The sequence below is a fragment of the Cytobacillus sp. FSL W8-0315 genome (assembly GCF_038002905.1).
GTDB lineage: Bacteria > Bacillota > Bacilli > Bacillales > Cytobacillaceae > Cytobacillus > Cytobacillus pseudoceanisediminis.
The window spans coordinates 2973080-2993686 of the sequence record NZ_JBBOOC010000001.1 but is presented as its reverse complement, the minus strand read 5'-3'; the positions used below and the strand labels follow the sequence as shown (position 1 = coordinate 2993686).

Genomic DNA, 20607 nt, shown 5'->3' with positions numbered 1-20607 from the left:
AAATTATTCTCCTAATTTATATCCGATCCCCCAAATTGTCCGAATATACTGCGGGTTAGACGGATCCTTTTCAATTTTTTCACGAAGCCTTCTTATATGAACATTTATTACATTTTCATTACCATAATAATCATCTTGCCAAATAAACTGGTAGATTTGCTCCTTTGTAAACACTCTGCTCTGATTTGTCATAAAAAGCTTTAAAATATGAAATTCTTTGGATGTTAGCTGGGCAATCTTATCCTTCACCTGTACAGAAAAGGTGGATAAGTCGAGGGAAAGTTCTTTAAATTGGATAATTGCGGGAGCGGAATGGTTCGTAGCGGGAATATATTGCGTTGCTCTTCGAATCGCTGCATGCACTCTGGCAGTCAGTTCAATCATGGAAATAGGTTTACTGATATAATCATCTGCACCAAAACCAAGACCTAAAGCTTTGTCCAGGTCACTTCCTTTTGCTGATATAATCAAAACAGGAAGTAAGCTTTTTTCTCTGACTTTTTTTAAGATATCCATACCACTAAATTTAGGAAGCATTAAATCAAGCAGGATTAAATCGAACTCTTCTTTCTTAAAGAGAGATAATGCCTCCTCTCCATCAAATGCGGTAAGTACTTTAAAATTCTCCTGTTCTAAGTGATCCTTTATCAATTTATTAATTTCCCGGTCGTCTTCCACAAGCAAAATACGTTTTTGCATACTTCCACATCCATTCACTTCTTTTAACACAGCCTATCATATACGTTTTTCTATTACTGTATTTCGATACTATACACAAAATTCCTTCTTTCAAAAACCAAGTAGCTTGGAAATGTTTTACTTACATTTTATTAATATTAACAACGAAAAATAAAAAGGCATTAAGGCTAGAAAAGGTGGTGGAAAAATGCAGCAACAACAACAGCAAATTTGGTTTCCATTAGTTGCATCAATTGGTATCGGTGCAGCAGCGTTCTATAGTATGACCAGGGGGCAAGGTACGGGGCAAACCCTTCAACAATTTATACCATTGGCAGCAGGAATGGGTGGTAATCAGGCCACACAGATGCAACAAAATCAGCAAAACAACCAACAAAATAAATTAAATTCAAATAACCAATTACAATAAAAACCCTTTTTTCACAGAAGGTTTTTCAATAAGAAAGTATATTTTTTTATAAAGAAAGCGACCATATTTTTAAGGCTGGTCGCTTTTTAAAAAACATTACTGGAATAACTTAATTATTAACTACCTGCCCCTTTAGTTAAATAATAAAAAGTCTCCTGATTTGGCAGCTGCTCTTGAAAGAAACATCTCACATTGATGTTTCAGGTGAAGCAGATGTCATAAAAAGAACTCCATCTGAAAAGCAGGAATAAATATTTTCGCCATATTCTTAAACCACTGAATCCGATCGTCTCCATAAAGGAAACGGCAACTGTGGATAAAAGGACCCGACAATCAGGGCGAGAACTCTTTTCTTCCATACTTGTAAACCTAATCCTGCAGCAGTATCATCTACAAATGACAGCAACAAGATCGAGATAATAACGGCAAATTGGATATCACCCCATCCCTAGGCATACATGCTTCCTAAAAGTCAAACTAGTGCAGCAGGATTGGCTTAAAGTTATTGGGCATATTAAAAAATCCAACAAGTTTATTATTAAATTGTATTAAAAACAGTAAAAAAGGCTGTTTTTGACATACTATATATTAGGTATGTTCCTAGGAGTGGTATCAATGAGGAAAATAAATAAATTAGCCGGCCTATGCTGGGACGGATTAACTTTAAAACATGTTTCTCACAAAGGGATTGTTATTCCTTATGTATTATTTTTTATTATCACATTAATTTTTGAGCTGTTTTTATCTGCTTTGTTCATTTTATCTTTTTTTCTATTCAGTACATATGGATACAATCCTAATATTCAATACTATATGAACGCTGTAATTTTGATTCTTATGTTAGTCATTACAGTTCCATTGCTAATTACAATAATGAAAGTACACAATAAGGTTTTTTTGAAAAAAGAATAAGTATACATCGTTAATAAATCAATGTTTGAATCTCTTATATAGGAATACTTCTCTATTGCTTAATATATTCATTATTGTGCTTTACCCAGTGTGTCTTTGTATGGAGCTACCCTACTTCTTTCATCTTTTCAACATTAGGAATAACTTTATTTATTTCTGACATGTCTATATACAAGAAGCCGCCTGGGCTTGGCAATTGATTTTAAGCACCCATTACTTTAAGTGTAATAATTCAAAAAAGGCAGCTTTAATCTAATGGCTTTCCATACCTCACTAAAACGTGCCACAATAGTTTTAATTCCTGAAGTACCTCCTTATGATCCCCACGTTCGCTCCAAGATGCCGGATTGCGTATTAAGTCCATTACAGCAGTTCCAATTATGCTCGCATCGATAACATTATTTTGTCCAATGAGTTTTGCTAAGGAGGGCATAGATGGGCCTCTAAAATCTTTTGGAACTTCTTCTATCATAAGTGCAAATCACTTATGCCAATACAGTTGAATGGAATATTTAAAGCACAGTTGTTCTAAGATTCTCCCTATACGAGTTTTCTTAAAAGAAGGGTCTGCAACAAGCAAATCCACGTCTTCTTTAAGTGAAATATCTCCATGAATCTGGGCTTCAATATAGTGATTAAGATTTCGATTTGGCTTTTTGGTTGCTGGGTCTGTAAACGGTCGTTCAAGATTAACCAGTAAATGATTTACTAATCTAACTGGAGGCAGATTTCTTTCACCAATTGCAAAATCTCTTACGAACGCCTCTTCTAAAAGAGCAGCCAAAATCATGTCAAACTCTTTATAAGTTCCCTTTTCTTTTGGGTCTTGATGCGAATCTAAATATGTATAGGTAGAACGATATGAAACCTTAGGGGATAGAAGAAAATAGCATGAACCAAAACGTGGGGAAGGTCCATCTGGGTGCAACATCAAATTCAATGCACCATATTTAGGACGATGGTTATTGGTTATGCCCTGCAGGTGATATGCACCTTCAAAAATTCTCTTCTCCCAAAGGTCTCGTTCACCACCTGGGTAAGCAGATACACTGCCGTTAGACAACCCTGTTTCAAACTGGCTCTTATATATTCCAGACTCTAACAGTGCTTCAGCAACACTTTTCATAGATGAATCTGGCCTATCTGGGTGAAAATGTAATCCTATTCTTGCATGGGCCTTTAATTTATTTACAGCATTTTTAAATGTTTCATCCGAAATATTAGACATTTTTAATATGTGATTTATTGTCTTTTTAGCTTCATAGGTATAGTCCTGTGCATATTTTGTAATATTTTCCAAAGCTAATAATTGTGACCTTGATAATTCCATAAATAAATGAATCTCTCCTTTCATCGGATTAAATCAATAATTCAGCAAGGATTCCTTATTTTCCTTCTTAAACAAATCTGCCCCGTTTGTGCAATAAGAAAAATGCTTCCTGGATTGGCAGCATTAACTTCAACTCTCGATTTATGTACAAAGCTTTATATATCAACCAACGGGTTTAGCCTTTATAATTAGAAACAGATTATTCTTTTGTAAAAAGCTTAGGGTCAATTTGGTTATTAACAGAAGCTGCATTATAAAAATACCCCATTTCAAGTTTGTCTTCATATGTTAGTTCCGTTTGATAATCATTTTCTATCTCACTATTATTTACGCCACATGCTTGAATTTCGCGATATCCCTCCCTATAATCAGGGTGTAAGGAGTAACTTGAGCAATCTTCTTATTCTGGTTATAATTCATTTTAATGCCTCCTGGTATTTGAGTAATGTCCTTTTCGCTTGCCGGCTTCAGGACTCTCTCATTCTACCAAGAGGTTATTTTTTTGTTCAAACTCCATTTTCCTTCATTACAGGAATGCTGCCCCGTTTGTTCAAAAAGAAAAATCCACCTGGTATGGCAGTCTCTGCAATAAATCCAGATTTTTATCTATCCTCTTTTAATGCACATTTTAGACGTGCGCCATGAACTTCCATTGTTCCTCGCCTTCCTGCTTTGCGTACAATTCCTTCCGCATTCAATTCATTTAAAAGGGCTGTCACTGTTTCACGAATACTGCCCATCATCATTGCTAATTCGTGATGAGTGATGTGAATATCAAGTGCAATCCAATCTCCCGGGCTTCTGCCTGACGATTTATCCCCAAACTTTTCTGTAAGTTTATTTAACAGGAATAAAAGGCGTTTCTTTACACTGCTATATGCCATATACTCTAATAACTCTTCGACTTCCTTTAAACGGCTGGAGATTATTTCAAGTAGTTTTAATGCAATACTTGGACTTTCGCATATTATTTTTTCAAACTGCACTCTATCTATTCTGCAAATAATAGAATCTTCCCATGTCTCAGCATATAAATTTTCAGAACCTGTTGTAAACGTACCAATCTCTCCAAACACATGTCCACTTTCTAAAATATCAATTGTAAACTCTTTCCCGCTTTCAGTTAATCTATACAAACGAACTTTACCCGATTTGATCAAATACAATATCTTTTGATTCATATGAGGAGAACTAATAATGGTACCCTTTTTCATAACTTTTATTGGTGTGACCGGTTCATATTTCTTTAATTCTTCCAAGGCTAGATCCCCAAAAAGCTGTATTCTCGATAAATACTTAATCTTATCCATAGAGCCCTCCCAAAATTCTGCGGAATGTAGTCCAGACTACATACTCACTAAATTAAAAAGCCTAGAATTACTGTGTAGCATGCACGTCTATTATACAAAAGGAGGGAACTGTATGGATTCTGTAACGGTTACCATTCAAATTATTCTAATTCTTATTTTCGTTATTTCTATTTCGATGAAATTAGTGCGTACCAAGTCAATGGTTAAGCACTGGAGGGAATATCGCTACCCCCTTTGGTTTATGCAAATAACTGCTTTCTTAGAATTATTGGGGGTAGGCGGATTGATTATTGGATTTTGGCTTCCTAAATTTATTTTGCTTTCGGGATCCCTAATTATTATTCTTATGCTTGGTGCTTTACATGCTCACTTCTTTAGAGCCAAACATAGACCGATTATGGGGTTAAATGCTTTAACGATGCTTACTTTAGCTAGCGTAATCATCTTTATTCAAATTGTTAAGTAGTTAAGAATAGCTATGCCAATTATATATGTTACATGCACAAAACGGGCTTTATTATGGGGGCCTTAGGCTTACTTAAAATAAATAGCCCGCTTCTATATAAAGAAACGGGCTATTATTTAACTCGAAGGGAAAAGGCAACTATTTTACTAAAGTACAGTTTTTCTTTTTTCTTAATCCTCCATTGTATATAAGTGTTTTCTGAGACCTAGCATTAAATAATATTAAAAATCAACGTATTTTGTCTGTTCACAGAGATAGTGCTCTTAGTATTACAAATATTTCTTTCACAATCTATCACCATGTTACCATTACTCGCCCTTCATATAGGGAATCCTCCTTGAACAAAACTGCCCGTTTCTACAATAAGGAGTTCAACATAAAAGGGCATTAATCCTGCTTGGATCAACACCCCCGATAGTTTATAATTATCAACAACCTCTGTTAACTTATCTAAAAACTTTGATTATGTGTAAAAATTATACTTTGACATCGTACAAAGTATGGAAATTTATTTCAAAAAATAAAAATATGCCATTTGATATTTTAACTCATTTATTCATTGAGTTCATTAACTGGAAGAAGTATTCAGGTTTATGAGTCTTATTTAAACTATACCAAGAATCTAATGTATCGGGTGCAAATACATCTAATTTTTTCAGTACTTCCATCGCAAATTCCAGAGGAGCTATTCCTGATGCAGTAACTAAATTCGCATCAGATACCGCAGATCCCACCTCATAGAACTTTTCTCCTTTATAGTTAGGACATACCATTTTAGTGTATTCTAAATTATTACTTGTATGCTTTCTAGTATCTAAGTATCCCATATTCGCAAGGGCCTCAATTGCACCACAAATTGCAGCAACAATAGTGCCAAGCTTTAAAGCTTGTCCAATTCTTTCCAAGATAGGTTGATGAATTTCTTCATTCCAAGTAGTCCCTCCTGGTAAAATTAAAAGATCTTTACACTCAAGAGTACATTCTTCAAGGGAAATAGCTGGTTTTATGCCCAATCCTCCCATAGTAGTAATCATTTCTTTATTAGCTCCTACTGTAATTACTTTTAAAGGTTCTAAATCTTTTTTGAAATATCTTCCTGAGTTTAGTTCAGCAATTAAATATCCATATTCCCAGTCCGACATTGTATTAAATACATATAGAAAAACTTTTTTTGTTTGCATCCAATAACACTCCAATCATAAATTTTATAGTTTATTTTTTTACACATCAAAAGAAATCCCACCTAAAAGAACATACGTTCTCTTAGAGATTATTGTATACCATATTTAACCAAAAGTCTATTTCTTTTTCATCTAACCTGCCCCATTTGTTCAATAAGAAAAACTGCCTAATTTAGTAGAAAATCTTGAACACAGGACCCTATAGCTTGTGCAGAAAACTTCAAATGTTAATCTCTAAAATGTGTTGCGACACTAAAAAAAGGGCGCCCTCATATGAAAGAATAAGCGCCCGTGAAAAATGAGATAATGTTCTCCTTTTATGCCTTGTTATTCAAAAAATTGTATACTCGGGAGAATGCTATTCTATTACGTTTATTGCCGTTGCTTCCTTTACAATAATAATACCGTCATATGCTTCGCTGGGTGTCATTTTAATCGTGTAAAACACCTTTGAAAACTTGTACCACGTACGAAAATCATCCCCGATATTTGACATCTTTTGCTCACTCGTGATGATATCCATTAATTCATCAGACGTACTCGCTTTTTCAAAATTAACATAGAAAATATTTGACTCCACTTCACTAAATGCATCAACTAAATCATTGTGATTCTCCAGTTTATAAATTTTCCGTTCACCAGAGTCGCCCTTTTTCGCCTGGAACTCGCTGCTGATAAAATCAGTTCCAATGGCAAAGTACTCTTCACCATATACCTCATCTAAATAATGCCCCATCGATTTGTAACCGGCTACCGATGCCGACGTTTTTTCAATATGCCCATTATGTCCGGTGACAAATATTTTATCATGGCCACGTGCTGCTTCAAATTCAGCTATCCATTGTAAATTGTCCGCTAAAAATTGATCACGAAGTTTCGTATAATCTCCTTCGTTTAAAAATAACTGCGTACGTTGTTTCATGTTTTTCGCATTTTGTAAAGCAAAGGCATAGGCATCAGCAGAAGATTGCTTCACGTAAGTCACTTCATTAGATTGCAGGTCTAAAATGATTTTTTCTATTGTTTCATCGATTTCATTCAATTGCTCCGTAGTTAACTCACGCATTTTATCATTTGAAATATGTTTCAAATGTAATGCATTTTTTTTGAATTCATCTGCGTTTACCACTTTATAATAATCAAGCACTCCTTTCTTACTGTAGTCATAACGCTGCATATCATTTCCATAAAAATAAACTTTATCATCCTCGCTCACAGAATCGTTATAATCATGCATCCATTGAACAAGATCAATCATTTGTTCCGTCTTATAAATACTATAATCAAGAGTGTTCACTGCCTCTTCTGCTGTTCCATTTCCATTTAAAATGAACTGATTAATTCGCTGTCCGCCTCCAAAATCACCTTCTAAGACAAAAACACGAACACCCTCGTTTTTTACAAGCACTTCAAAAACATCTCTTTTCAACTCTTGAAATTCAATGTTTCCGTGTGTTGCCTCCCCCAAACCGATTATTTTTACATCATCTGGAATATCGATTTGTTTAACGGCTGATATGTATTGATCTTCTTCTTCCACTACTTTGGCACTCCCGCAGCCTGTTAATAAAACAAAAAGCGAAATGATTGTTAATAATAAAGAATCCTTTTTTAAAAAAACCATCTTATATCCCTCAAATACTCTTATTTTAAAAAATACTACCATTAGATTCTAAAAGACTATTTTCCGAAAGATCTTCTACTAACCTGCCCCGTTTGTTATATAAAAAAGCAGCTACCTTTGTAATGGCAGCCTTATTAAAGTCTAAGTCTATTTATTATCTATTTATTTTTCTTAGTTTTTTTGTCAAATAACCCCATAGCAACTGCAACCGCAATTCCGATTGCAACCCACCCACCAAAATTCATTACTCACACCACCCTTAATATTATGTACGTATGATATTATTAAAAGATTCATTAAATAATATCTCGCAGAATTCTTATTACACAAACCTGCCCCTTTTGTTAAATAAGAAAAAGAATTCGGCAGCTGATCTTGAATATAAGCACCTGCTCGCTTAATCACCAAAAAAATTTTAATTCCGTATTTAAGAATGGAAAGTAAAGTTAAAAAAAGCATCCATTTTTAAATGGATGCCAATGTTCAGTACACTTTGTTTCTAAGTCCTAGCAATCTGTTTGTGTAGGAGCTTATAAAAAAGACGCCTTCTTACAAAAGAAAGCGCCCGATTGTTGAACCTATCTAACAAAAGGTAGATGGAATAAGCAAGTGAATATTATCTACTTTATTTACTTCTTTTATTTATAAATTTTAGTTTAAGAACTAGAAATAAGAAATTTTTTAGTTAAGAAGATGTAAACCATGTTGTTGAATCCAATTTTTAATTTTTTCATGGTCAACTTGCCTTTCGTCGTATGTAATCTTTACTTCACCATCATCGATGTCCACCAAAGCTCTCTCAATGCCATCCAACTTCATCAGAATCGTTTCTAATGTTTGAATCGGCTCTTCATTTGTTGCTTCTTTAATAAAAATAGTTAATTGCTTCAATTTTTAATCCTTCCTTCCGAACATTTATTCTTTGAGCTTCTGTTAGCACCTTCAAGATAAATAAGGTGATGGATCGTCACCATTACAGCGTCTAAACCTTCTCATAGTTTGAACGATTTTTTCATAATTCCCCTTATTTATTATTTTAATTATCCATTTTTCGCCACTGAATTATAGAATATGTAAATTTTTAAAAATTAACCGGTTAAGATTTAAAAAACAATGAAAAATGACTTATAGTAAAGTACGAGGATATTGAGCTTATTCAATTGAAGAAACTTATTTTCATGGTAAAAAGAAAAAACAGCCTGATTAGCAGCTGAACATGAATATAAGCATTCTTGATTCTTTGCAGTATTAGGTAACCTAAAAGTATCGAATATATCTTACTCAACTTAGTACCTCCACAGTAAATCCTCCTGAGGCTTTAACATAGAATGTCCATCGATGAGCCATCTTAGGCGGCTTCACATCAAACCATCATCCTTCAATCGTTGATTGATCTCGTATACTCGTTCATTACTCTCTTGAAAGAAGCCAATATGAAAGGACATGGGGTAGTTGGCCTGAGTATCTTTCATCAAAGCTAGCAGCAATCCGTCATCATCAGTTAATACAGCAAATGAATCGCTTTTTATCCTCTTGGTTTGCAAGTAGAAATATTTCTCTAAGAACTCTCGTGCAGCAATAACGTCAGTGGCCGTAGGATTGATATGGTATAGTTTCATAGGGTACACTTCCTTATTAGCATAACTTTTCAAAACTATCTTACAAGCTTGATTTAGACTTCTTGCTTCTTCCTCTCTTTTGTAGTGAATAAAATAGCACAAACTTGCCTTTTTTCAATTATATTTATCCTGGAATATTCAAAATTAAAAAAGCGTTAAACCCAAGTGGCTTAACGCTATACTATACATTTAGTTCAAAATTTTATTAAATCCATTCTTTCCCATGTTCACGAATGAATTGAAGTTCCTTTTGATAATGTTCAAAATGTCCTTCATCGATCATTTTTTGAAACGCCATATTGCCTTCGTTTGCTTTCCTTTGCATTGTTTTACATAAACCTTCTACTCGCAGCAGCACCATCTCAAAAAAACCATTTTCTATCCCCTCAATACCATAGGATTCAAAAAATAATCTAACTCTTTGTTTTATACGGTTGGCATCCTTTAATGGATCATAATAAACTGCCTTACCTGATTCAGTATGATAAAGTCTGCTTAAAGGAACGCAAGTGTATAGAGTATAAGCTATATCCCAAAGTCTTGGACCAGGAGCAGCAAGATCAAAATCAATAATCCCTACTGGCTTTTCGTGATTAAAAATGATGTTATAGATGGCAAAATCATTGTGACATAGCACCTCCATTGGCTGAGGTGTGTTTTCTATTGGCTGCCAATTCTCGTCGATAGGAAAATTACTCACAGCATCATGATAGAGACGAAGCATTTTCGCTATCTCTTTTAAAACACCATTAGACCACATATATTTTTTTAAAGGATAATTACCAGCTTCTCCTTCAATAAAAGTTAATATCTCTCTATCTTTTTCATCAATACCTAAGTACTTCGGTGCATAGTCGAATCCTTCACTTTCTAAATGCTGATACAACTTATGAATTTTTACACTATCAGGTTTTAATTCTCGTCGAACAGTATCTCCCGAACGGTATACTATCGAGACATTTCCTCCTGTTAGCACTTCTTCGTTTTCGTAATGACTTTTCATTAGAATTCCCCCTATTTAGGGACGTTATGACTGTGTCAATTGAGATGTATTTTTACCCATAATGAAAAACAGATATATAAGGATATCTGCTTGGCAATGGGAATTTAATTGTCCACATCTTGTATCCCTTGAATGATTTCAGATAGACAAATAAACGCATCCTTAAAGACCAAGGACCGCACCCTGTCTCTATCCAATTAAATAATCATTTCAAGGTATTCCACATGTGTAATATAGATTCCCCTTTCATTACATCTCTTTAAATTATATAATACCAAATATTAGTAATTAAATAAAACCGAATTCACACAATTTATCTGTAATTTTTTCAACACACCTTATTCAACAAACCTGCCCCGTTCGTATTATAAGGTCAGCCAGATTTTTCTGGTTGACCATTTTTTATATGGTTTTATGATTACGGTAGCCGGGGTAGAACGCACCTGCCCGTGGGAGGATGATCCCGTCAGCTAAACTGTTCACCCCCTACTTGCTTAAACATGATTTGGCTGGTTGGGACAGTGATCTCGTATAACAAGCGAAGCTATGAAACTGCAAGAAGGTCTAGGGGCTGCCGGCAAATTTATAATTTTTTGGAGGAGATAAAATAATGAACCCTGTTGTTGGACTAGATGTGGCCAAAGGCGAAAGCCAGGTACAGGCTTTCTTGGATAAGAAAAAACCTTATAAAACAAGCTTTAAAGTACCTCATACTCTAGAAGGTCTGGGAACATTAAGTGAGTTTCTTAGTGAAATAGAAGATCATACTGGGATTAAACCACCGATTGTTTTAGAGTCTACAGGCCATTATCATACACCTGTCGTCCAATATTTTGAAGAAAGAGGCTACTTGCTTATTATTGTTAACCCACTTGTCTCTTATCGAGCAAAAAGTTCTTCCTTGCGGAAGGTAAAAACAGATATCATCGATGCCAGGCATTTGTGTGAGCTCTACTACAAAGAGGAACTGGAGCCTTATAAAAAACGTGGGATTCAACTTCTAAACCTTCGCAATCTTACGAGGCAACACGAAAATATGACGGGTATGTATGTACAGACAAAGCTCCAATTTCAGGCAGTGCTTGATCAGGTATTCCCTGAATACGAAGATGTATTTGGAGACTTATATTCGGTTGTCTCACTATTAACCTTAATGGAATTCCCTACATCCAAAGAAGTATTGGGAGTTGAAGAAGACACCCTGGCCAACCGGATTGATGAGCTTTGTAAAAGCCGTTCAAGTAAGTGGGCATTCACTCAAGCAAAGAAGCTCATCGAGGCAGCCTCCAGAAATCCTTTTAAGGAAATCCTATATCGAAGTCATATCACAAGTCTTGAACTGAATATAAAGATGCTTCTGGAATACCAAAAGCACCTATCGAAGTTGGAAGCAGAGATAGATGCCTTGGCAAGAGAAATGGAGGAATATCAAATCATCCAATCCATCCCGGGTATCGGAGAAAAGATCGCGGCAACGATCATTTCTGAAATCGGAGAGATTGAACGGTTTAACAATCCAAAAAAGCTTGTGGCATTTGCCGGGTTAGATCCCAGCATCTTTGAGTCCGGTAGATTTAAAGGAACAGTCAACCGGATTACAAAAAGAGGATCAAGCAGGCTTAGGCACGCGTTATATATGGCTGTCCGTTGTGCGATTCGTGATTCCCGCAAAAAGAAGACAACACCGGAAATCATCCCACGCAATAAGAAGTTGCGGGAGTTTTACGATAAGAAACGTGGTGAAGGCAAACCATACAAGGTTGCCATCATTGCTTGTGCCAATAAGCTGTTACACTGGATTTTTGCACTCTTAAAAAGCAATTCAATTTTCCAAGATATAGCTTAAAATGAAAAGCTACCTAAATAGCTCAAAACCTTCCAAAAGAGCTCTGACGGAAGGTTATTTAGCATGCTTACTTTTAGGATACCACACAATAAAAAACCATTTAAATGAAAAATGTTGACAAACTATTAGCTGGTTTAGTTTAATAAGAAAAAAGCTGCCAGATTAGCAGCTTATCTTGAAATAAAAACCTGTCAGATAAGTATTTAATACTTGAATGAAAATCCTTCGCTCTTTTTTGCTCCTGTTTAAAGCATAAGATTATTATACTTCTAATTATTTTTATTTAACATTTTCCAAATTGGGCGGTCTCTACAAGCTGAACCCTGGAAAGCCGATGTTTATGTTATTTAGATATTGCCGAGCTTTTACGCTTTTTTATTGAATTAAAATAAATGAAGTAAAGGAAGGTGTTATTAACAAGATTAACCACAACTAATAATACAAGCCAAATAATAAGAGACGGCATCATCATCCATATTCCATTCCAAGGCACAACCCTGCCTCCTGCAAATATGGCCAAAATAGACGGTAGAAATAAAAGGATCAGCACGGGGAGTATAGTCCTTACTGATGCGAAGATCAGCTTTCGGCGAAATGCCGTAAGCCTGTTCTTTTTCTTCTTCAGCCGGTAGAATGAATACCCGCTCCAGAGGATTGTTCCCGCCATAAGAAGAATCATCGCTATTTCCATGTTTCGGCTATTGATGGCTGAAATTTCTGCCTTTCCTCCAACCATGATTTGGGAAACGCCTTTAACAAAGGCGGAATAATCAAGGAATGCGTTTATCCCTGTGTCAAACATCATGGTAATTCCAAGTTCCTTGTCTAAATAAACAGTTTCTTCAGCCTTGTAAGTCCAGAAAATTCCCGAGTGGGAGATCGACCTGCCCCAATCGGCTTCATTGGAAGCAAGCCACCCCATGCCATAAGGAGCGCGCTGCCCTGCAGTATGGTACTGTTCCATGAGATTAGGGGAAAGAAGCTGCGGATTATATTGTGCACGCATCCATTTTGCCATATCCTCGGCATTGGTAACCACACCTGCTGGGCCTTCTATAAACCATATCGGTTCGGCTGTACTTTTCGGGTTGCCGAACAACAGATAATGTCCCCGCGGAATGGCATCATTTTCATTGATTTGTTCCGTCAAACTGACACTAAAGGTGCCATTCATCCCCAATGGAGCAAAAATATGTTCTTTAAGGTATACAGAAAACCGTTTACCGCTGATCTGTTCCACTAACAATGCTAGATATTGATAGTTTGGGTTATGATAGTTGTATGTATCACCAGGATCATTAGCAAGCTTTACTCTGTCCAAAGATTTGTTTATCTCTTGTAATGTTTTAAATTGAACGGATTTCGTCATGTCGGGATTTACTTTATCATTAAGGCCACTAGTATGGTTTAGCAAGTTCCGGATCGTGATGCGAGTGATGCGATCGTCTGTGGGCGAAATGTCGGGAAAGTATGAGACATATGGAGCGTCAAGGTCAATCTGTCCCTTATCTGCAAGCTGCAATACAGCCAGCGCAGTCATGGATTTACTCAATGAGGCGATTGGGAAGGGCGTTCTTGAGGTTATTTCCCTTCCATCTGAATATGTACCATAGCCTTGCGTGTAAAACACATCTTCACCGTGGGTTATTGCCAGAGATACACCTGTAATATGGTTGACTTCCATGTTTTTCTTAATATAGTCATCGATTTCTTTCACAATCTCTGTTTTACTTTGAGCGCGGGCATCAGCAAAAGGCAATGCAGTCATTAGCACTGCCAGAAGCAAGCTGGTTAAGAAAGCGGGTATTTTCTTATAAGTGAAAATCATTTTAGCACTCCTTTTTCTTGGGATAAGGAAATACTAAAGTATAATTTTCAACTATTTATCAATTCTGCAAAAAAAGCTTGCTGTTACTTTTCCACCACCGCAGGTACTGTTTGCGACCTGTAAGAAGCCCTGATGCTTTTCACACAATATTTTACAAATATAAAGCCCTAACCCTTTGTTCTCATTTGCTTCCGACGCCTCGCCCCGATAAAAGGGGAGAACTGCCTTCCGTACCACTTCTTCGGAAAATCCGGAGCCATCGTCAGTGACCGTTATGGAAAAAATGCCATTGCGAACCGAGTAATGGACTTGAACATGGCTGGAAGCATAACGCACTCCATTTGCCACCAGATTTTCAGAAACCTGCATCACGAGATCCTTATCGATAAACAATTTTGTGGAATCTGCAGATCTGCATGAGTCGAAAGATTTGCCACTTTGGTCTGCAATTCGGCTGGCACCGTCTTCCAGAAAGTTGATTAGGGCATCCATTTCGATAATTTGTTTGTTTATTGGAAAATTATCCAACTTCTCAATAGAGTTCATGGCCTCTACATAACGCTCCATACGAACAATATGCATTTCCATTGTTTTGATGATATCCAGCAGTTTTTCCTCGGATATCCTTTTTTGCGGCAGATAGGTGGTTACAACCTCGATATATCCTTTCATGATGGACAGAGGTGTTCTCAAGTCATGGGCAAAAATCGCATTAAGCTGCTTACGTTCCTCGTTCAAGCGCCATTGGGCTTTAAAGTTACTTTCCAATTGACTGCGCATCTTTTCAAATGCACGGCAAAGCTCGCTCATTTCATCCCTGCTGTCGTAGGAAATATGGAACCCTAAATCATTTGCCGAGATTTTCTCTGACGCGTTCATCAGGATTTCCAAAGGTTTTTTCAGTTTCAGTTTGTAAAAGATGCTGGCCATCAAGACTAATCCGGTTCCTACCGTCAAAAGTATCGCAGCAATTTGAACAGTTAGAACCCAGTCGTTCCCATAAGGGTGATTGGCAAAGCGTCGCGTCATCTCTTCGGCCCACTCGAATTCGAACACAATGGCTGTTAAAACGAAAACTAAATATAAGGAATTTAGCGTGATGAAGGATTGTAGTATGGTCATATTATTCAATCGAAGATAGCCCATTACCTTTTCCATTTATATCCTACACCCCACACAGTCTCTATCTTGCTTCCGCAGCCATGCTCTTTCAATTTTGATCGAATACGCCTGATATGTTCAGGGATTACTGAGCTGTCCCCCTCTTCGTTCGTCCCCCATACTCTTTCATACATGCGTTCTTTGTCAAAAACCATACCAGGGTGTTTAGACAAGAGTTCTATAATATCAAACTCCTTTTTTGCCAAAGAAATTTGTATGTCGTTACAATAAAGCGCTCGCTCTGAATAATCAATGACAAGGTCGCCACTAAACTTAACCGTTGTCTTCTTTTGATTTCTCATTTCTCTGCGCAAATGGGCATCCACTCTTGCGCCAAGTTCATGGATGCTGAACGGCTTTTGAATATAATCATCTCCGCCAGCCTGAAAACCGGATATTTTATCAGCATCTTCTACACGTGCGGTAAGAAATAAGATGGGGCAGGAAACATAACTCCGGATTTTCCTGCAAACGTCAAGACCGTTAATCTCAGGCATGTTTATATCCAGTAAAATTATATCCGGTTGTTTTTCTGCTTGCCTTACCGCCTCATTGCCGTCCTTTGCGGTCATGATGTGATACCCGTTAACTTCAAAATAATCTGCCAGCAGTTTTCGCATGTCTGCTTCATCATCAATTATCAATATCTTTTTCATTGATCTTACCTGCTTCCCTAACGAATTTTTACTTCCTTCAAATTCTTTTCTTTTTAACCCTCAAGTTACAACCACAACATCGCTTCGATTTTTTATAGAACCAGCACTGCCCCTTTATCTTAAAACAAAGAGGTGCCTTAGTCCTTCCAATTGCTTCAACGGTGGTACCCCTTAGAACAATATATCATTTTAGGTATTTTATGATATCTTGTTATAATAGCACCATACGATTGAGTGTTTCCCAATAAGAAAACACAGATATAAAGTCAAGTAATCTCTTTATAAATTACCAAAATCCAGAAAGGAGGAGAGGAAAGTTTCAATTTTTCGAGCATTTAGGAAGCTTTACCAATTTTTTGTGGACAAGCCTATTAAAAAAGGAACAGTTTTGAACGAACATTACGAGATATTGAACGTTATCGGGGCTGGGAGCTATGGGATTGTTTATTTGTGCAAAGAGTTAAGAACAAACGAGAATAGAGTAGTCAAACAGCTTCGTCCAAGTAAGCGACGCAACCAAAAAGAGGTGGCGATGTTTGAAAATGAAATCACTGTTTTGGGTATGCTTAACCACAAAAATATACCGATGTTATTTGAAGCCTTTTCAAATAACGGACACTTATATTATGTAATGAGTTTCATTGAAGCGGATAATCTGGAAGACCAAATTTTTTTTAATAAAAAGACCTTTAACGAGGAAGAGTCTTTACTAATTCTTACTCACCTACTTGAATTAGTAGATTATCTTCACAAAAAAGACATTTACCATCAAGATTTACGTATTCCAAACATCTTAATAAAAAACACGGAAATTTTTCTAATCGATTTTGGTTTGTCAAAGCATAGAACTGACCCATTCCACTCTTCATCTAGTTCTTCACCTAACAAACAAAGAAATTTTCTGGAGATGAAACAACAGGACTACTATGATCTAGGAGAAATACTTTTATATTTGCTTTATACGACGTACTCTTCTAAAAACAAAAAAGCTCTTCCTTGGACAGAAGAACTTTCTTTAGAGAAGGAAACTGTTTATTTGCTAAAAAGACTGCTACAAATTAAAGAACCTTACTTAAATATTAGTGAAATTTTAACTGATCTTCATGCCGCACATAAAGCGAAGGAAAAAGTATATTAAGGAGGAAGATTAACTGCTGCTTCGACCCTTTCGTTTGTAGTAGTTACTTCCACTCATTGGAGATTGTTTATATCGCCGGTTGCTGCTGCTTCCTCGGTTATAATAACGGTTTCTTCGCTCACTGCTGCTGCCCCTTCGATAATGGCCATTTCTTCGCTCACTGCTTCCTTGGGAAAGTTGCTTAATTTGTTTCATTATTTTTTTAAACATTGTTTACCTCTCTTCTTTTTTGGCTTTTAGTCTAACATAATTTAAAGCTAAAACATATTCATAAGCACTTGAATTCAGTCACTAATACGAGGGCAGAAGATATTCCAACAGCAAGATTTTGAAATAATGGATATTATTCTGATCCTAAAATGACAGGAAGCTCTTTATATCCATACATAAATGTGCTAGAAATTAAACGAAGATGTTTAGAAGTGTCCAATTTCATAGTCGGTATCGCTTTAAGCATCTCGGTAATGCATATTTTCGCTTCTAATTTGGCAAGCTGTGATCCCAGACAATAGTGAACACCTGCTCCAAAAGATAGATAATTGTTTGGAGAGCGGTTGATGTCAAACACATCCGGTTTGTCAAATACGCTTTCGTCCCGGTTTGCAGATCCAATCCAAGCCATTACTTCCTGCCCTTTTTTCAGATTCATGCCTTTTAATTGTATATCTTCAGTGACGAAGCGATTCATACCGTGAAAAGGAGAACGATATCTTAGTACTTCATTAATGGCTGCAGGTATAAGAGAATGATCTCTATATAATTGGTTGAGTATATCCGGCTGTTCAAAAAGAGTGAGCATTGTATTGGCAATTAAATTTGTAGTTGTTTCATTCCCTGCAACAAGTAGAAGGAAGCAGAAACTTAATAACTCATCCATGGATAATGAATCTCCACCAACTTCTGCAGTCATTAACGTGGATATGATATTGTTTGCATGGTTAATCTGGCGATTTGAAATTTTTCGCTTAAAATATGTTTGCAGGTCAAGCATAGCCTTTTCTTGTTTAGCAAATAACTTGTACATTACATTAGGCGATGCGCTTTGTGTTCCCGCAACTAGAATATCAGACCATTCTTTAAACATCTTTCTGTCATGACTCGGTACTCCGAGCATGTCAGAAATCACGATTACAGGAAGAGGATAAGCGATTTCCGCAACCATATCTATTTTTCGTTTTCCTAGCAGCGGTGCTAATAATTCGTGAGTTATAGCCGTAATCCTAGGTTCCAGTTCTTGAATAGTTTTTGGTGTAAATGCCTGGCTTACAAAATTGCGGTACCTTCGATGGGTTGGCGGATCCATATCTAGCAAGGTTTGAACATTTCCATTTCTTTTTGAACTGAACAGCCTGAAATTTTGTAAGACCATTTGGACATCCTCATAACAGAATACGTCCCAGCAATTCCGTTCTGGGTCAAAAGAAACTGGAGCATTTTTTCGCATTTTTTTAAACCAATCATAGGGTGAGTTTGTTTCAGCCAATCCCCTTGGGCGCACTAATAGTCCATAGTTCATACGTTGTTCCCCCTCTCTCTCAAAACTCTCAATTGAAGCTTCTGCCTTACTAAATATTCTGTAAATAAAAATGAAATTCCTGTCTGTTAAACTAAACTATTCCATTACAAGAAAGAGCTATTCTCCCTCTTGAAGAACAGCTCCCGTTAATTAAAAAATATTATTTAACTATTCAAACTCCAGCAAATCAGAAATAAATTCATTTACTTTACCTTTTAAAACTGCACCGTGCCCCGTACACAAATACTCAACATCGTATTTGGTAATTTTTTTTAACCCTTCTATAAATAAACTAAAATTGTGCTGTTCCCTCATTTCCTCGTTTTGAGACCATTCAGAAACAAACTGCTTATATTTTTCCCTCTCCCAAACACCTGTATCTACAGCATTACCACTCAATTGTTCTCCAAAAAAACAGATATGATCTCCGCAAAATAGCACTTTGCTTTCACGTTGATATAGGAAAACAGAACCTTTAGTATGGTGTCCCAGGAGAACACATTCTAAATTACTTACAGTTGGGCCGTTGTCTGGAAGTTTCATATTTAATTTGTTTCTAATATTTTCTGGAATTAACTCAACATCCTGATTATGAATATAGCCTTCAATTTCACCTAAAAATTGAATTGCTTCAATATGGTCTTTGTGACCGTGTGTGGCAATAAAATGAGTTATATCACTTTTAGAAATTCCTTTCTTTTTTAGTGCGGAAAACAGCAAGTGAGAATGTTCTTTCTTTCCTGAATCAATAAGAATAATATTATTGTTCTCGAGCAACAAATAGCAGTTATTATAAGAGTTCCAAGATTCATCCCATACTAAAAAAGCATATATATTTTTGGCCACTGGTTCCAAATATGTTTTCATTTCACTCCCCCATAATCAGCAATATTTTTGTATATTTCGCTCAATTTTTATTAATACCTTCTTTAATTAACTTCCCCTGTTAGTTCAAATAGAAAAAAGCCGTCTGTTTTGGCAGCTAGCTAGATCATAAGGTAATAACCCGTTAAAAAAGTATGTTAATCCAACTAAGCATTTACCATCCCATACGACTGCATAAAGAAGTAATATGTGCAAGATGATGTTTACCATGCCAGGCGTAGATTCCGATATTTTCACCTACTGAAACTTCTCCTGAATCCGGATGAATAAATGTTTTTTCCATATCAGCCGAACCTAGACTGCGTAAAAGATTGGTCCAGCGCTCGTGGAGTGCTTCGAGAAGTGAAAGTGAAATATCAATCGACAATTTATAATCAGATAGTTCCGCCCAATTCGATTCATCATATGGCTTAATTACAGGGGTTTCTTCCGTAAGAGCCAATTTAAAGCGAACATAGGCATTCATATGACTATCCGCAAGATGATGTATTACTTGTCGAACAGTCCACCCTCCTGTACGATAAGCTGTATCAAGCTTTTTATTATCTAAGTCTCTTACAGCATCTCGTAACAATCTTGGTAACTCTTCTAGCTCATTTATCCAAATACTTGTAACACTGTGAGTAATTTCACCATTATATTGAAATTGGCCAATTGGATATTTCAAATCCATCTGCTATTCCTCCTAAAGATCCCCTGATTTTTGCAGCTACCTATATTTAGGATAAAATACAGGTAATTCTCCATCAATTCCCTTAATTTTTTTTCAACTTGAAAGTTATAACTATACTGCACCTTTTGCTCAATATGAAAAAGCCGCCTGGTTCGGCAGCCGATGTTAACATAAGCACCTAAAGTTTTAGTACATGTATTCACAAATTTTGTTTTTCTGCATGAAGGCTGCCCCGTTTAGAAGATAAATATTAATCTTTAAACTCGCTTCTCCTTAAAGGCTTTTTTGACTCTTTCAATTTGGTCGAGATGTCCTTGTATATGTGTGACTCGGAATTCCCAGCTTCACCAT

The 20607-nt window shown here is 36.3% G+C and carries 16 protein-coding genes and 2 pseudogenes; 4 read left to right on the top strand and 14 right to left on the bottom strand.

The window, feature by feature from the left end:
- Positions 1-3 precede the first annotated feature (3 nt).
- Positions 4-699, bottom strand: coding sequence for a response regulator transcription factor (locus MKY20_RS15310; RefSeq protein ID WP_009334070.1), 696 nt, complete (start codon positions 697-699; stop codon positions 4-6).
- Positions 700-886: 187 nt separating this feature from the next.
- On the opposite strand from MKY20_RS15310, the gene MKY20_RS15305 reads away from it, so the two are divergent.
- Positions 887-1108 carry a hypothetical protein gene (locus tag MKY20_RS15305; RefSeq protein WP_019383356.1) on the top strand — a complete coding sequence of 74 codons (222 nt, stop codon included), beginning with the start codon at positions 887-889 and terminating at the stop codon, positions 1106-1108.
- Positions 1109-2267: 1159 nt separating this feature from the next.
- Here MKY20_RS15305 and MKY20_RS15300 read toward each other — a convergent pair.
- A pseudogene (locus tag MKY20_RS15300) lies at positions 2268-3350 on the bottom strand (DUF3626 domain-containing protein).
- Positions 3351-3952: 602 nt separating this feature from the next.
- Positions 3953-4660, bottom strand: coding sequence for a Crp/Fnr family transcriptional regulator (locus MKY20_RS15295; protein WP_251157044.1), 708 nt, complete (start codon positions 4658-4660; stop codon positions 3953-3955).
- 112 nt (positions 4661-4772) lie between these two features.
- Between MKY20_RS15295 and MKY20_RS15290 the strand changes: the two genes are divergently transcribed.
- Entirely contained in the window at positions 4773-5126 is a 354-nt protein-coding gene (locus tag MKY20_RS15290; protein WP_251157043.1) for a DoxX family protein, read from the top strand.
- A gap of 548 nt (positions 5127-5674) precedes the next feature.
- On the opposite strand, the gene MKY20_RS15285 is transcribed toward MKY20_RS15290, so the two are convergent.
- The 5 genes and pseudogenes from MKY20_RS15285 to MKY20_RS15265 form a co-directional block, all read right to left on the bottom strand.
- On the bottom strand, positions 5675-6307 hold the full coding sequence (locus MKY20_RS15285; protein WP_251264888.1) for a type 1 glutamine amidotransferase family protein: 633 nt from the start codon (positions 6305-6307) through the stop codon (positions 5675-5677).
- A gap of 358 nt (positions 6308-6665) precedes the next feature.
- Positions 6666-7931, bottom strand: a complete 1266-nt coding sequence (locus MKY20_RS15280) for an erythromycin esterase family protein (protein ID WP_341001862.1) — start codon at positions 7929-7931, stop codon at positions 6666-6668.
- A 681-nt stretch (positions 7932-8612) separates the two neighbouring features.
- Complete coding sequence (locus MKY20_RS15275) at positions 8613-8822, bottom strand: heavy-metal-associated domain-containing protein (protein ID WP_009334062.1); 210 nt, start codon at positions 8820-8822, stop codon at positions 8613-8615.
- 390 nt (positions 8823-9212) lie between these two features.
- Positions 9213-9550 (bottom strand): annotated as a pseudogene (locus MKY20_RS15270) (VOC family protein).
- 205 nt (positions 9551-9755) lie between these two features.
- Complete coding sequence (locus MKY20_RS15265) at positions 9756-10553, bottom strand: phosphotransferase (RefSeq protein ID WP_009334061.1); 798 nt, start codon at positions 10551-10553, stop codon at positions 9756-9758.
- 610 nt (positions 10554-11163) lie between these two features.
- Between MKY20_RS15265 and MKY20_RS15260 the strand changes: the two genes are divergently transcribed.
- The gene (locus MKY20_RS15260) at positions 11164-12399 is read left to right on the top strand and encodes an IS110 family transposase (protein WP_252222885.1); all 1236 of its coding nucleotides are present in this window, start codon (positions 11164-11166) and stop codon (positions 12397-12399) included.
- A gap of 343 nt (positions 12400-12742) precedes the next feature.
- Here the strand turns inward: MKY20_RS15260 and MKY20_RS15255 are convergent, their stop codons facing one another.
- Genes MKY20_RS15255 through MKY20_RS15245 form a run of 3 tightly spaced genes read right to left on the bottom strand, consistent with a single transcriptional unit; the run spans position 12743 to position 16044 of the window.
- Positions 12743-14227, bottom strand: a complete 1485-nt coding sequence (locus tag MKY20_RS15255; protein ID WP_034296879.1) for a serine hydrolase domain-containing protein — start codon at positions 14225-14227, stop codon at positions 12743-12745.
- Positions 14228-14278: 51 nt separating this feature from the next.
- The gene (locus MKY20_RS15250; RefSeq protein WP_009334059.1) at positions 14279-15385 is read right to left on the bottom strand and encodes a HAMP domain-containing sensor histidine kinase; all 1107 of its coding nucleotides are present in this window, start codon (positions 15383-15385) and stop codon (positions 14279-14281) included.
- On the bottom strand, positions 15373-16044 hold the full coding sequence (locus MKY20_RS15245) for a response regulator transcription factor (RefSeq protein WP_009334058.1): 672 nt from the start codon (positions 16042-16044) through the stop codon (positions 15373-15375). Before MKY20_RS15245 ends, MKY20_RS15250 begins: the two co-directional genes overlap by 13 nt.
- A 358-nt stretch (positions 16045-16402) precedes the next feature.
- On the opposite strand from MKY20_RS15245, the gene MKY20_RS15240 reads away from it, so the two are divergent.
- Entirely contained in the window at positions 16403-17182 is a 780-nt protein-coding gene (locus MKY20_RS15240; protein WP_009334057.1) for a protein kinase domain-containing protein, read from the top strand.
- Positions 17183-17525: 343 nt separating this feature from the next.
- Here MKY20_RS15240 and MKY20_RS15235 read toward each other — a convergent pair whose 3' ends face one another.
- The 3 genes from MKY20_RS15235 to MKY20_RS15225 all read right to left on the bottom strand — a co-directional run bounded on the left by MKY20_RS15235 (position 17526) and on the right by MKY20_RS15225 (position 20256).
- The gene (locus tag MKY20_RS15235) at positions 17526-18698 is read right to left on the bottom strand and encodes a cytochrome P450 (protein ID WP_071158854.1); all 1173 of its coding nucleotides are present in this window, start codon (positions 18696-18698) and stop codon (positions 17526-17528) included.
- Between the two features lie 168 nt (positions 18699-18866).
- On the bottom strand, positions 18867-19565 hold the full coding sequence (locus tag MKY20_RS15230) for an MBL fold metallo-hydrolase (protein WP_009334054.1): 699 nt from the start codon (positions 19563-19565) through the stop codon (positions 18867-18869).
- A 172-nt stretch (positions 19566-19737) separates the two neighbouring features.
- Complete coding sequence (locus MKY20_RS15225; RefSeq protein WP_009334053.1) at positions 19738-20256, bottom strand: YfiT family bacillithiol transferase; 519 nt, start codon at positions 20254-20256, stop codon at positions 19738-19740.
- Between the last annotated feature and the right edge of the window lie 351 nt (positions 20257-20607).

Excerpts from the sequence above, each read along its gene's own strand:
- MKY20_RS15310 (WP_009334070.1), bottom strand. The coding sequence starts at position 699 with ATGCAAAAACGTATTTTGCTTGTGGAAGACGACCGGGAAATTAATAAA.
- MKY20_RS15250 (WP_009334059.1), bottom strand. The coding sequence starts at position 15,385 with ATGGAAAAGGTAATGGGCTATCTTCGATTGAATAATATGACCATACTA.
- MKY20_RS15235 (WP_071158854.1), bottom strand. The coding sequence starts at position 18,698 with ATGAACTATGGACTATTAGTGCGCCCAAGGGGATTGGCTGAAACAAAC.
- MKY20_RS15265 (WP_009334061.1), bottom strand. The coding sequence starts at position 10,553 with ATGAAAAGTCATTACGAAAACGAAGAAGTGCTAACAGGAGGAAATGTC.
- MKY20_RS15245 (WP_009334058.1), bottom strand. The coding sequence starts at position 16,044 with ATGAAAAAGATATTGATAATTGATGATGAAGCAGACATGCGAAAACTG.
- MKY20_RS15295 (WP_251157044.1), bottom strand. The coding sequence starts at position 4,660 with ATGGATAAGATTAAGTATTTATCGAGAATACAGCTTTTTGGGGATCTA.
- MKY20_RS15230 (WP_009334054.1), bottom strand. The coding sequence starts at position 19,565 with ATGAAAACATATTTGGAACCAGTGGCCAAAAATATATATGCTTTTTTA.
- MKY20_RS15255 (WP_034296879.1), bottom strand. The coding sequence starts at position 14,227 with ATGATTTTCACTTATAAGAAAATACCCGCTTTCTTAACCAGCTTGCTT.
- MKY20_RS15285 (WP_251264888.1), bottom strand. The coding sequence starts at position 6,307 with ATGCAAACAAAAAAAGTTTTTCTATATGTATTTAATACAATGTCGGAC.
- MKY20_RS15225 (WP_009334053.1), bottom strand. The coding sequence starts at position 20,256 with ATGGATTTGAAATATCCAATTGGCCAATTTCAATATAATGGTGAAATT.
- MKY20_RS15305 (WP_019383356.1), top strand. The coding sequence starts at position 887 with ATGCAGCAACAACAACAGCAAATTTGGTTTCCATTAGTTGCATCAATT.
- MKY20_RS15260 (WP_252222885.1), top strand. The coding sequence starts at position 11,164 with ATGAACCCTGTTGTTGGACTAGATGTGGCCAAAGGCGAAAGCCAGGTA.
- MKY20_RS15290 (WP_251157043.1), top strand. The coding sequence starts at position 4,773 with ATGGATTCTGTAACGGTTACCATTCAAATTATTCTAATTCTTATTTTC.
- MKY20_RS15280 (WP_341001862.1), bottom strand. The coding sequence starts at position 7,931 with ATGGTTTTTTTAAAAAAGGATTCTTTATTATTAACAATCATTTCGCTT.